We start from the raw sequence: 11,488 nt of genomic DNA, 5'->3' as shown, positions 1-11,488 counted from the left end.
GTCACCCGCAAAAGCCCGCGCACGCTCTGGTCGCGACCGAAGACGCGCGTCTCCAGCAAATGCGACGACGCTTCCATCTGGTTCGCGAGCTCGAGCTGGACGAGGCCGTCAAGCTGATCGGCCGGAACGTGACCGGCGTTCGCGGCGACGCGTCCAATCTCGACGACCTCGACCGCCTGTTCGATACAGTCAAGCGGGAAAAGGGCAAGATCGACATCCTGTACGCAAGCGCTGGCACGGGCGAAGCCGTCCCACTGGGCGAGATTACCGAGCAGCACTTCGATGCGGCCTTCAACCTGAATGCGCGCGGCACGCTGTTTACGGTTCAGAAGGCGTTGCCGCTGTTCAACGATGGCGGATCGATCTTCATGACCGGGTCAGTTGCTTCGATCAAAGGTTTTCCTGGTTACAGCGTGTATGCGGCGAGCAAGGCGACGTTGCTCGCATTCGCACGCGGGTGGCTCAACGAACTCAAGGGCAGGAATATCCGGGTGAACGTCCTGCACCCAGGGCCGATCGCCACACCGATGCAGGACCAAGTTCTCACCGAGGAGGCGAAGCAGATGTTCGAATCCCTGATCCCGCGGGGAAAGATGGGGCGTCCTGAGGAAATTGCGGCGGTCGCGCTGTTTCTTGCTTCAGACGATTCGAGTTTCGTGAATGGGGTGGAGTTGTCTGTCGACGGTGGCTTCTCGGCCATCTGAAATCGCGCCGGGTCGCGGGAAGCGGCTGACCGACGGGAACTTCGAAAAGTACCGTCACCGCTCTACGGACGATCTAGCAAACCGCACTAGTCCCGATCAACGTGGGTCGCGAAGTTTTTTCTTGCGCCTTTTGCCTGCGGCAATTCGGAAAACGATTCGTCAGGCGAATGAATCAGATGGCAGTACCGACGACGGCGCCAATGCCGGCAGTCAGCGCCATTGCTAGCGCCCCCCAGAAGGTAACGCGAACAGTTGCTCTTAACACATTGGCACCGCCGGCTTTCGCGCCAATGGCACCCAGCACTGCCAGGAACAGGAGCGAGGCAACAGACACCGTTGCGGCAAGCCAAGCGGCCGGCGAAACAAGCACCATCGCCAATGGCATGGCCGCGCCAACCGAAAATGCAGCCGCAGACGTCAGCGCGGCTTGGATCGGTCTGGCCGTCGTCACCTCCGAAATACCGAGTTCGTCACGAGCGTGGGCGCCAAGCGCGTCCTTCGCCATCAATTGGTCGGCGACCTGCAACGCCAGCGTTGGCTCGACGCCACGTTTGACATAGATCTCCGCAAGTTCCTGTCGCTCGAAATCTGGCTGCGTCGCCAGCTCCCCTTTCTCGCGCGCAAGGTCGGCTTGTTCGGTATCGGACTGCGAACTGACCGAGACATACTCGCCGGCCGCCATCGACATCGCGCCGGCGACCAGTCCGGCTACGCCGGCAACCAAAACGTTGGAGGCCGCGGCGTTGGCTGCCGCCACGCCAACGATGAGGCTAGCCGTCGACACAATGCCGTCATTGGCGCCAAGCACTGCGGCGCGCAGCCAGCCGACGCGGGATACAAGATGGTTTTCATTGTGCAGGCGGCTCATGACATCACGGCGCGCGCCGTCCGGCAGGTCGCAGCATCCTGACCAGCACTTCCGATTTCACATAGAAATGTTGCCATAGCGCCGCGGCGGCATGGAGGCCGACGACAACGATGATCACCGGCTTGGCGAGTTCATGAATCTCCCCCATCGCTCGGAGGCTGAAGTACCATGCCAGCGCCCCGGTAATCGGCATCCCGAAAATGAACAGATAGAGCAGGAAATGGGTGGCAGCGGCAATCCGCTTCAGCAGGACGCTTTCTTCGGGCGGCGGCGCCGGCACACCATCCCGTAGACGGACTGCAATTCGCCAGATCGCCAGCACCAGAACGACCAAACCGACATAGACATGAATGTTCGCGTTGAAGATGTCGCCGGCTGCCGGCTCTGTGCCGCGCGAGAACGCCCGGTAAGCCGGCTTGATGTCCTCACCGATTACAAGCTGCACGACGATCAACACCGCGATAGTCCAATGCAGCAATATCTGGCTTCCGGTGTATCTCGCCGGCTCGTTGGCAACAGTCATAGGCAGCTACCTCGTTTGAGAGAACCTTCCTACCTCGCTGCTTATGCGACAATCTTGATCTAGGACAAGTCAATTTGCCGTCCCCTTGAGCTTTCACCGGCCCCGCGCAGTTCGACCTCGGCTGACAGCCAGTTGTCAGCTTGGTCGTGGGATATTGCATCTGAAGCGAACCAGATGGATCGCCTCTGCAAGGTTCAATGTGGAAACACAATTCCGATGAAACAGATTGCCCTGTCACTTTTGGTGATCGCCGGCTCCGGCGCTTATGTCTGGGATCAGGCCGGCATACGGCCCGCCGGCGACATGCTTGGTTCGGCGCTGCCGGCAGACGCGACAGAGGTGCCCGCCGCATCCGCGTCGATGTTTCGGACCCTGCCGGCGCCCTCACCCCAGTTCAGAACAAAGTTCCCGATTGCCAGGGAAACGACGTCAGGCATCGCAGTTCCCGTCAAACAGCCAAATGATTCAGTGAAGACAGCGGTTCGGATGGCACCACAATCATCGCCGGCGCCACCGGAGCAGCCAGTGGCGCCGGCTGTCACTGATCATGCGTCATCAACCCCTTCATTCGCAGTGACTCCAGCCGTCTACATACCAGTCCCGCAGCCGAGGCCGGCATATCCGGACGCGCCCGCACGTTTTTTCCCGGCGGGAATGAAGGTCGCCACACAGGGCTATGCCGACGGCGTCTACACCGGTCCGCCCGCCGATGCCTATTACGGCATCATCCAGATTCAGGCCCTCGTACAGGGTGGGCAACTCACGGCGCTGAAGGTGCTGAAATACCCCTCCGATCGCCGCACCTCCATCAATATCAACAGGCAGGCGCTGCCCATGCTGCGCGACGAAGCGATCAGCGCCCAAAGCGCCAATGTCGACATTATTTCGGGCGCGACGCTGACCAGCAGGGCTTTCATCCAGTCGCTGCGCGGCGCGCTGAAGAAAGCGTCGTCGTAGTTCCATGCGTGAAACGCGTATTTTGATGGGCATGCCCATTACGGTCGACGTTGGCGGCGCGTCGAACGGTGAGCTGATCGAGACCGTTTTCGGCTATTTCGAGCATATCGACCGGCGCTTCAGCACATACCGGGCCGACAGCGAGATCTCGGCCATCAACCGCGGCGACGTTCCCGTCGTCGACTGGAGCGGCGAGATGAACGAAGTGCTTGCTCTCGCGCGGCAGACGAAAGACGAGACGGACGGTTACTTTGATATTCGCAAGCCCGACGGGTCGCTCGATCCTTCCGGCATCGTCAAGGGCTGGGCCATCCGCAACGCGGCAGCCATCGTTCAGCGAGCCGGCATCAGCGATTTCTTCATCGAGGCGGGAGGCGACGTCCAGTCCTGCGGCAAGAACGCTTCGGGCCATGACTGGAGCGTCGGCATCCGCAATCCCTTCAACGCGGACGAGGTCGTAAAGATCGTCTATCCCCGCGGGCGCGGTGTCGCAACCTCCGGCACCTATGTCCGCGGTCAACACATCTACAACCCGCATGGGATTGGCAGTCCGATCCAGGACATCGTGAGCCTGACCGTCATCGGCGCCGATGTGCTCGAAGCCGATCGTTTCGCCACCGCGGCCTTCGCCATGGGGCGGAACGGCATTCTCTTCATCGAGCAGACGCCTGGCCTGGAGGGCTATGTCGTCAACGCCAATGGCCGCGCCACACCGACAACCGGATTCGGAGCCCTTTGCCTGCCATGATCAAAACCATCGACCGGTTTCTCGATCGCCTGACTATGTACAGGCTGGTCCTCTACTATCTGATCACGCTGGTCAGCGCAGCGTTCGTGCTCGGCTTCGCCAAGCTGGTGCCACATGATCCGATTGCGCTCGCCTTCACCACGGCTTTGGCGCTGGCCACCTGCTGGCTCACCAACAAGGTCTTTGCGCATGTCTTCGCTGTCCCGGCCAACAACGAGTCCGTCTACATCACCGTGCTCATCCTGGCGCTCATCCTCGATCCGGTAGCCACCACGGACATCAAGGGAATCGCGGCGGTGGCATTCGCGTCCGTCTGGGCGATATCATCCAAGTTCATTCTCGCCATCGGCCGGAAGCACCTTTTCAATCCGGCTGCGCTGGGCGTGGCGCTGTCTGCGCTGCTGCTCGACCAACCAGCCACCTGGTGGGTTGGCGGCAATCTGCCGCTGCTTCCGCTCGTGCTCTTCGGCGGCATGCTCATTGTCCGCAAACTGCGCCGGCTTGATCTTGTCTCGACCTTTGTCGTCGTGGCTCTGGCGACCATTCTGGCAACCAGCGATCCGTCGCAGTACTGGACCGCGCTTACGGAGACACTGGGTTCGTCCCCTCTGCTGTTCTTCGCCTTTGTGATGCTGACCGAGCCACTGACCGCACCGACGATGCGATGGCCGCGCATCGCCTTTGCCGCCATCGTCGGCTTTCTGTTTGCTCCCAACATCCATATCGGCTCGTTCTATTTCACACCGGAACTGGCGCTGCTTGCCGGCAACCTGTTCGCCTATGCGGCAGGCCCCAAGGGACGCTTCGTGCTGACCCTGGAGCGCATCGAGCAATCGGCCGTCGACAGCTTTGACTTCGTCTTCCGGTCGCCGCGCAAGCTCGCCTTTGAGGCCGGCCAGTATCTCGAATGGACGCTTGGCCTCAATCATGCCGACAATCGCGGCAATCGCCGTTTTTTCACGGTTGCATCAGCGCCTACGGAGGAAACGGTCCGCCTCGGGGTCAAGTTCTATCCGCAATCAAGCGCCTTCAAGCGTGAATTGATGACCATGAAGCCAGGCAGCACGATCCACGCGGCGCAGTTGGCCGGCAACTTCACGCTGCCCGCCAGGAGCGAAACCAAGATCGCTTTCCTGGCCGGAGGCATCGGCATCACCCCGTTCCGCTCGATGCTGCAATATCTACTCGACCGCAAGGAGCGGCGACCGATCGTTATCCTCTACGGAACAGAGAGACAGCAGGACATCGCTTATCGCGACGTGCTTGGCGCGGCCAGGCAGGAACTTGGTATCAAGACGGTCCACGCTGTGGCGAGCGGTGGCGAGCGCGGGCAGTATCCCGGATACATCGACGAGCGCCTTATACGTCTGACCATACCCGACTACCTTGAGCGCACTTTCTACATTTCCGGCCCGCAGGCGATGGTCAAGGCGCTGCGTCAGAAACTGCTGGCCATGGGCGTTCGCCGCTCGAAGATAAAGGTCGACTACTTCCCAGGTTTTGCCTGAAGCACGCTCAACTGTGTCGCGGCAAGGAAATGGTCACGACCAGACCCGGATCGGCGTTGGCCATGGCAAGGCATCCGCCATAGGCTTCAACGATGTCGGAAACGATGGCCAGGCCAAGGCCGCTACTCCCGCCCTTGCTGTCGAGCTGGACGCCTCGCGACAAGGCGGATTCGCGATCCGCATCCGGTATCCCGGGTCCGTCATCGGTTACAGTGATGATCACTTCGCCAGCGGCCAAGGATGCATCGACACTGACTGACGATTTTGCGTAGCGCGCGGCGTTCTCGACCAGATTACCCAGAATTTCAGACAGGTCGCCTTCGTCGATTGGCGCCGTCAGATCCTCCGCGACGTCCATCTTGAATGAAAGCTGCTTGCCGCGTGGCATGCGCTTGACGACTGCAATGACACCAGCCGCGACCTCCGATACAAGGCAGGATGCCTTGCCGGAGACGCCTGGCGCGAGGCGCGCGCGCGCCAGCTCCCGCTCGACATGGCGCCGGATCGCTCCAGCGCTCTTCTCGATCTCGTCGGCCAGATCCGTCTCGCCTTTCTTGCGCAAGGCACGGATGTCAGCCGACAGCACTTGCAGCGGCGTCTTGAGGCCGTGCGCCAGATCGGTGGCGCGCGAACGGGCCCGAGCAAGAGCCTTCTCCTGGGCATCGAGAAGACGGTTGATTTCATCCGCGAGCGGCTGCACCTCGTTTGGTGCTACCACATCGAGCCGTGCCGCTCGCTGTGCGATCACGCTTCCGACGGCGACCCGCAAGGTCTCCAACGGCGCAAGACCGATGGTGATCTGGATGAAAAACGCGGCCATGAGAGCCACAGCAAGCATCAGGAGGGCCGGAGCAAGATCGCGAACATATTCGCTTACAGACACCTCAACGGTTCGATGATCCTCCGCCACGACCGCGCGAAAGGACCGACCTCCAGCGTCGATGATTGTACGCTCGACCGCAATGCTGAGTTCTCCGCCAGGGCCCGTGAACTCCTCGACCGTTCGCAGCTCACCACTTGCGCTCCGGGCAGGCAGGACCAGCTTGGCGTCCCACAAAGATCGTGAGCGCTCGAGACCGCCGGTGGCGATGTCTTCGACCTGCCAGTAGTAACCGGACAGCGGATTGGCGAAGCGCGGGTCGGTGAGCACCGGGGCTACCACCAGGTGACCGTCGCTTGTGAAGGTTGTTGCGCCGATCAACTCATTGAGGTCGACCGTCAGCTCGCCCACAACGCGCCGCTCGACATGAAGTTCGAACAGATAGCGCAAGCCGGCGCCGGCTATGGCGAGCGCGACAAGAATCGAGATCGTTGCCGCCAGCCACAGCCTGAAGCGGATCGAGTTGCCCATCAGGCGGGATCATCGGGCATCAGATACCCGAAGCCGCGCCGCGTTTCGATGATATCGCTGCCAAGCTTCCGTCGCAGCCGCGCAACGATGACCTCGATCGTGTTCGGATCGCGGTCATTCCCTGAATCGTACAAATGCTCGGCAAGTTCGGTCGGCGCCACCACTCGACCGGCGTGATGCATCAGAAACGCCAGTAGCCGGTATTCCAGAGGTGAAAGAGAAATGGGAACGCCACGGAGCGAGATACGCATCTGGCGCGTATCCAGAAGCAACGGCCCGGACTTCAATACGGGTGCCGACTGCCCGGCCGAGCGCCGCAGGATTGCCCGCAATCGGGCGAGCAGTTCTTCCATCTCAAAGGGCTTGGGGAGATAGTCGTCAGCACCAGAATTGATGCCATCCACGCGTTCCGTCCACATACCCCTTGCGGTCAGGATGAGAACTGGAAACCGGCGCGCGTTGGCCCGCCAGCGCTTCAAGACCGTAAGACCATCGAGTTTGGGGAGGCCGAGATCCAGAATGGCGGCATCATAGTTCTCCACATCACCAGCGAACCAGGCAGCTTCACCATCCCGCACGATATCGACCGCCATTCCGGACGCCTTGAGGGCAGTCGCGATATCGGCTGCTATGCGGGGCTCGTCCTCGGCCAGCAGTACCTTCATCAGTCGCCCTCCCCGTCGCGCATGATGACACCGGCACCAGCGTCAACGTCGACAGTCTTTCGCCGGCCATCGGCGTCGACGACCTGGAACCGGTAAACCCATTTGTTGGCCTGGCGGATGAGATCGACTGCGACGATGTCGCCTGGAGCCTGCGCACGAACGATATCGAGGATATTGGAAAGGCCCCTTATTTCGCCATGCTCGTACAGGTCCCGCGCCCGGTCGTGGTCACCATCGTCGTCCTCGTCTGCGCGCGCGCAGAGTGGCTGGGCCAGGACAAGCCCGGCCAAGCCTGCCATTGCCAGGCGCTTTAGAATGGCTCTCATGAACGGTGCATGTCGCACGTCGAAGCTTTCAATCTGCTGTCAATCGTCCTCAGCCGCCAGCAAGCAAAGGTTCTCTATCAGGATCGTCGCGTCCAATCATGGCCGCGCCGAGAAGGATATCGAAACCATGCGCAATTCCATGCTTCTGCTAGCAGTGCTCGCGGGCCTGGCGAGCTTTGCCCTGCCCGCGGCCGCTGAATCCGACGAGGGGTCGTGCGGAGCACCATCCTCGGTAGCGCCCGCCGGGCCGATCGACCTCGAGGCCATACCGATGCAGGACACGACCACCCGTAAGGCCATCAAAGGTGTTGGCGATGACGAGTGCGGAGACAACCACGTCCTCGGCAGAGCCGCTTTCGGCGGCGAGGACGAGGGCGACGCTCTTGGAGACGACGACTAAACCTTCCAACGGCGGTTCGCGACATTCATCGATGTCGCCGCGCCGCAGACGCCGCCCACCCACCGAACACCTCGTCCTGCAAGGCCGCGTGCTTTTGGCCTGACCTACGGAGATTTTCTTATCATGATACCAGTCCAGCATATTCATCCCATGCTCGTGCATTTTCCCATTGTCCTCATCTACACACTGGCGGCAATCGACCTTGTGGCGCTTGCTCGCGGCAACGCGGTGACAAGGCGTTCTGGCGCGGGGACGATTTCTACTTTTGTCGCACTCGCAGCCGGGGCTTTCGCCATTGGAACCTGGTTCTATGGCGGACTCGCTCTCGATCATGCAGAAGCGGCCGGCTTCAGCAGCGACATAGCGGAGATTCACGAGAGTCTTGGCGGCATCACGGCCTTCGCCTTTCTGATTTGGGGCGGCGTCAGGCTCGCCTTGTGGGTCCGCAATCGCGAGCTGGGGCCAGTGGCCATCGCCGTTCCTGTGATCGAAATCGCAGGGGCAGTGCTTGTAACCACTACAGCATACTACGGTGGCCTGCTGGTCTACGATCTCGGTGTGAATGTCTCCAGGGCCGCAATGGGCGGCTAACGTGTCGGATTGACTTGCGGGCCGTCGATGGGCCGGTCTCACGGCCTTTCGATGGCCCACGGTGGGCTGTATGGTTGCATTTCTTGCCATGCCCGGAGTCTCACTCATGAGCAACTCTTTGGGCATGGGTCGGACGGGGTACGGTTCTATTGGCGGTGGCCCGTCCTGCTCTCGATCGATGCGAGTGTCTGCTCTCATGATCAAAGAACCAGCGCTTGGTTACCTCCGAGGCCAACAGATAGAGCGTGGTGATCGCGACGAGTCCAACAAGCACGTGCAGCGGCAGCGGCACAAAGCCGAAGCGCGCCGCTGCGGGCACGTAAGGTATGATGATCGCAACAGCTGCCACTGCGAGCGTAAGCCATGCAAGCAGGAGGCTAGGACGGCTCGCCCAGAACGCCTTGTGCGTGCGCACGATGAGCACGATGGCTAGCTCCGTCAGCAGTGACTCGACGAACCATCCGGTCTGGAAGGCAGCCGCTGTCGCATGTGCAACAAGCAGCAAGAAAGCGAAGGTTGCGAAGTCGAATAGCGAACTGACCAAGCCAAAGCCGATCATGAATCGCCTGACAAAACCGATGTCCCAGCGGCGCGGTCGGCGCAGCTGGTCTGCGTCGACATTGTCGCCGGCGATAGCCAGCGAGGGAATGTCCGACAGGAAGTTGTTGAGCAGTATCTGCGCTGCCAGCAGCGGTAGGAAGGGCAGGAACAGCGAGGCGACAGCCATGCTGATCATGTTCCCGAAATTGGCGCTGGTCGTGATGGAGATATATTTCATCGTATTGGCGAACGTCTTGCGGCCGTCGTCAACACCGCGCACCAGTACGCCCAAATCCTGTTTGAGAAGGATAATGTCGGCAGCCTCGCGGGCGACATCGACTGCGGTGTCGACGGAGATGCCGATGTCAGCCTCGTGCAAAGCAGGCGCATCGTTGATGCCATCGCCCAGATAACCGACGACATGGCCGCGGCTCCGGAAGGCCTGAACGATGCGCTCCTTCTGGTTGGGATCGATTTCGACGAAGAGATCGGTGTGCTGCACGCTTGCGAAAAGCGCGCTCTTCGTCAGCTTCGACAGGTTCTCACCGGTCATGGTCCTGTCAGCTCGCAAGCCGACCGCGTCGGCGAGATGCGCAGCGACGTAACGGTTGTCGCCCGAAATGACCTTTACCGCGATGCCACGGTGGGCGAGCGCTGCAAGCGTCTCCCTGACGCCTTCCTTTGGCGGGTCGAGGAAAAGCAGGAAGCCCGCGAAGGCGAGATCGATCTCATCTTTTCTGCCAAATGCATTCCGGCTTTCAAACCGACGGATTGCCACGCCTAGAACGCGGTAGCCGTCCGCGCTCCAGCGCCGGAATTTCTCATCGATTGCCGCACGGTGCGTCTCATCGAGGGGCTCCAGCCCTTTCGCCGTACGGACAAAGCTGCAGATTTCGAGGACGTTTTGTACGGCGCCCTTCGTGATCAGGAGATCGTCGGCATCCTTGGTCCGGACAACAACGGATAGCCGCTTGCGGATGAAATCGTAGGGGATCTCGTCGACCTTCGTGAAGCCGGCCAATGACGCGCCCTGACCCGGCACATCAGCGATCGCTTCGTCCAGAGGGTTCTTCAGTCCGGTCTGCATGGTCGCGTTGAGACGTGCCCAAAGCAGGATATCCGTCGACGGATTGCCATCGACATCGAGCCATCCATCCAGGTGGATGATGCCTTCGGTCAATGTCCCGGTCTTGTCGGTGCAAAGCAGGTCCATGCTGCCCAAATTCTCGATGGCATCGAGACGGCGCACGATGACGCCATTGGCCGCCATCGCCCGGGCACCTCGAGCAAGCGTCACGCTGATGATCGCCGGAAGAAGTTCCGGAGTGAGGCCAACCGCGAGTGCCAGCGAAAACAGCAGTGATTCAATCAGCGGTCGATGGAGCATCAGGTTGGCGAAGAACACCAGGATGACAATCGCCAGCATGATCTCGGTCATCAGATAGCCGAACCGCCTAATACCCTGGGCAAACCCTGTTTCGGGAATTTGTCGCTCCAAGGCCGCGGCGATGGATGCAAATTCGGTGCTGGTGCCGGTGGCTACCGCAAGCACGGTTGCAGTGCCACTGCGGACCGATGTGCCGGTGAAGACCGCGTTGGTGCGCTGTGCGAGGGAAGCCTCTGGCAACGCCCGTCCTGGTGCCTTCACGACAGGAAAGGTTTCACCGGTCAGCACGGCCTCGCTGACATTGAAATCGCGTGCGTCCAGGATGATACCGTCCGCAGGAATGAGGTTTCCGGCGGAAAGCCGGATCACATCGCCCGGCACGATATCTTCGGCAGCAACCGAGCACTCGACACCATCACGCAGCACCACAGCCTTGCGCGAAATGCGCTGTTTCAGCGCTTCCGTAGCACGCGACGCGCCGTACTCCTGGGTAAAGCTGAGGATACAGCTTGCCAGCACGATCGCACCGATGATCGCAGCCTCCTGCCCCTCGCCGACGAAAGCCGACACGGTGGCCGCGAAAATAAGGATCAGGACCAGTGGGCTGCGGAATTGCCGGACAAAGACGGTCAACGCCGACGTGCCGGACCGCGAAGCCGGAGTGTTTTGGCCGAACTTTGCAAGCCTGGATGCGGCCTCGGAAGTGGCAAGGCCCAAGGCAGACGTCTTGAGGCGTCGCAGGAGGTCATTGGTCTCGATCGACCAATAGGCATCGCCGTCGGGGACGGGTCGCTGGTCAACTTCGCCGGGTACGATACGAGAGATCATCAATACGACATGAAGCGGTTGATGCCGCTTTCCTCGATCAGCGTGCGGGTGACCCCGCCGAACGCCCATTCCCGCAGACGGCTGTGCCCATA

General features: G+C 60.9%; 12 protein-coding genes and 2 pseudogenes. 6 read left to right on the top strand and 8 right to left on the bottom strand.

The window, feature by feature from the left end:
• Positions 1-95 (bottom strand): annotated as a pseudogene (locus C8D77_RS36860) (LysR family transcriptional regulator); the annotation flags it as partial.
• Here C8D77_RS36860 and C8D77_RS36855 point away from each other — a divergent pair.
• Positions 60-704, top strand: coding sequence for an SDR family NAD(P)-dependent oxidoreductase (locus C8D77_RS36855; RefSeq protein WP_245951995.1), 645 nt, complete (start codon positions 60-62; stop codon positions 702-704). The pseudogene C8D77_RS36860 and the gene C8D77_RS36855 sit on opposite strands and share 36 nt — an antisense overlap.
• A gap of 172 nt (positions 705-876) precedes the next feature.
• On the opposite strand, the gene C8D77_RS36850 is transcribed toward C8D77_RS36855, so the two are convergent.
• Positions 877-1,572 carry a VIT1/CCC1 transporter family protein gene (locus C8D77_RS36850; RefSeq protein WP_109672857.1) on the bottom strand — a complete coding sequence of 232 codons (696 nt, stop codon included), beginning with the start codon at positions 1,570-1,572 and terminating at the stop codon, positions 877-879.
• Positions 1,573-1,576: 4 nt separating this feature from the next.
• Complete coding sequence (locus C8D77_RS36845; protein WP_109672855.1) at positions 1,577-2,095, bottom strand: cytochrome b; 519 nt, start codon at positions 2,093-2,095, stop codon at positions 1,577-1,579.
• 132 nt (positions 2,096-2,227) lie between these two features.
• On the opposite strand from C8D77_RS36845, the gene C8D77_RS36840 reads away from it, so the two are divergent.
• From C8D77_RS36840 to C8D77_RS36830, 3 genes are read left to right on the top strand one after another with little or no spacing between them, the layout of a single operon-like run.
• Positions 2,228-3,052, top strand: a complete 825-nt coding sequence (locus C8D77_RS36840; RefSeq protein ID WP_245951993.1) for an FMN-binding protein — start codon at positions 2,228-2,230, stop codon at positions 3,050-3,052.
• Positions 3,053-3,077: 25 nt separating this feature from the next.
• Positions 3,078-3,800 carry an FAD:protein FMN transferase gene (locus C8D77_RS36835; protein ID WP_245463028.1) on the top strand — a complete coding sequence of 241 codons (723 nt, stop codon included), beginning with the start codon at positions 3,078-3,080 and terminating at the stop codon, positions 3,798-3,800.
• Positions 3,797-5,308, top strand: a complete 1,512-nt coding sequence (locus C8D77_RS36830) for an RnfABCDGE type electron transport complex subunit D (RefSeq protein WP_109672849.1) — start codon at positions 3,797-3,799, stop codon at positions 5,306-5,308. The genes C8D77_RS36835 and C8D77_RS36830 overlap by 4 nt, the downstream gene beginning before the upstream one ends.
• A gap of 7 nt (positions 5,309-5,315) precedes the next feature.
• Here C8D77_RS36830 and C8D77_RS36825 read toward each other — a convergent pair whose 3' ends face one another.
• The 3 genes from C8D77_RS36825 to C8D77_RS36815 all read right to left on the bottom strand — a co-directional run bounded on the left by C8D77_RS36825 (position 5,316) and on the right by C8D77_RS36815 (position 7,623).
• The gene (locus C8D77_RS36825) at positions 5,316-6,578 is read right to left on the bottom strand and encodes a sensor histidine kinase (RefSeq protein ID WP_245951992.1); all 1,263 of its coding nucleotides are present in this window, start codon (positions 6,576-6,578) and stop codon (positions 5,316-5,318) included.
• 80 nt (positions 6,579-6,658) lie between these two features.
• Positions 6,659-7,324, bottom strand: a complete 666-nt coding sequence (locus tag C8D77_RS36820) for a response regulator transcription factor (protein WP_109672844.1) — start codon at positions 7,322-7,324, stop codon at positions 6,659-6,661.
• A complete protein-coding gene (locus C8D77_RS36815) occupies positions 7,324-7,623 on the bottom strand; it encodes a PepSY domain-containing protein (RefSeq protein ID WP_245951991.1) in 300 nt (99 codons plus the stop codon). The genes C8D77_RS36820 and C8D77_RS36815 overlap by 1 nt, the downstream gene beginning before the upstream one ends.
• A gap of 16 nt (positions 7,624-7,639) precedes the next feature.
• On the opposite strand from C8D77_RS36815, the gene C8D77_RS36810 reads away from it, so the two are divergent.
• Positions 7,640-8,050 (top strand): hypothetical protein, encoded by a 411-nt coding sequence (locus tag C8D77_RS36810; protein ID WP_109672839.1) that lies wholly within the window; start codon positions 7,640-7,642, stop codon positions 8,048-8,050.
• Between the two features lie 123 nt (positions 8,051-8,173).
• A complete protein-coding gene (locus C8D77_RS36805) occupies positions 8,174-8,641 on the top strand; it encodes a DUF2231 domain-containing protein (RefSeq protein ID WP_109672837.1) in 468 nt (155 codons plus the stop codon).
• A 100-nt stretch (positions 8,642-8,741) separates the two neighbouring features.
• Here the strand turns inward: C8D77_RS36805 and mgtA are convergent, their stop codons facing one another.
• Together mgtA and C8D77_RS38735 are read right to left on the bottom strand one after the other, a co-directional pair.
• Entirely contained in the window at positions 8,742-11,396 is a 2,655-nt protein-coding gene (mgtA, locus tag C8D77_RS36800) for a magnesium-translocating P-type ATPase (protein ID WP_109672835.1), read from the bottom strand.
• Positions 11,396-11,488 (bottom strand): annotated as a pseudogene (locus tag C8D77_RS38735) (universal stress protein); the annotation flags it as partial. The pseudogene C8D77_RS38735 and the gene mgtA, both read right to left, overlap by 1 nt.

This window comes from Mesorhizobium loti (assembly GCF_003148495.1).
GTDB classification, from domain to species: Bacteria; Pseudomonadota; Alphaproteobacteria; order Rhizobiales; family Rhizobiaceae; genus Mesorhizobium; species Mesorhizobium loti.
Note: the sequence above shows the minus strand (reverse complement) of the source record. Positions and strands in the feature narration are given on the sequence as shown.

Excerpts from the sequence above, each read along its gene's own strand:
- C8D77_RS36850 (WP_109672857.1), bottom strand. The coding sequence starts at position 1,572 with ATGAGCCGCCTGCACAATGAAAACCATCTTGTATCCCGCGTCGGCTGG.
- C8D77_RS36810 (WP_109672839.1), top strand. The coding sequence starts at position 7,640 with ATGGCTCTCATGAACGGTGCATGTCGCACGTCGAAGCTTTCAATCTGC.
- mgtA (WP_109672835.1), bottom strand. The coding sequence starts at position 11,396 with ATGATCTCTCGTATCGTACCCGGCGAAGTTGACCAGCGACCCGTCCCC.
- C8D77_RS36815 (WP_245951991.1), bottom strand. The coding sequence starts at position 7,623 with ATGGCAGGCTTGGCCGGGCTTGTCCTGGCCCAGCCACTCTGCGCGCGC.
- C8D77_RS36835 (WP_245463028.1), top strand. The coding sequence starts at position 3,078 with ATGGGCATGCCCATTACGGTCGACGTTGGCGGCGCGTCGAACGGTGAG.
- C8D77_RS36845 (WP_109672855.1), bottom strand. The coding sequence starts at position 2,095 with ATGACTGTTGCCAACGAGCCGGCGAGATACACCGGAAGCCAGATATTG.
- C8D77_RS36820 (WP_109672844.1), bottom strand. The coding sequence starts at position 7,324 with ATGAAGGTACTGCTGGCCGAGGACGAGCCCCGCATAGCAGCCGATATC.
- C8D77_RS36805 (WP_109672837.1), top strand. The coding sequence starts at position 8,174 with ATGATACCAGTCCAGCATATTCATCCCATGCTCGTGCATTTTCCCATT.
- C8D77_RS36830 (WP_109672849.1), top strand. The coding sequence starts at position 3,797 with ATGATCAAAACCATCGACCGGTTTCTCGATCGCCTGACTATGTACAGG.
- C8D77_RS36855 (WP_245951995.1), top strand. The coding sequence starts at position 60 with ATGCGACGACGCTTCCATCTGGTTCGCGAGCTCGAGCTGGACGAGGCC.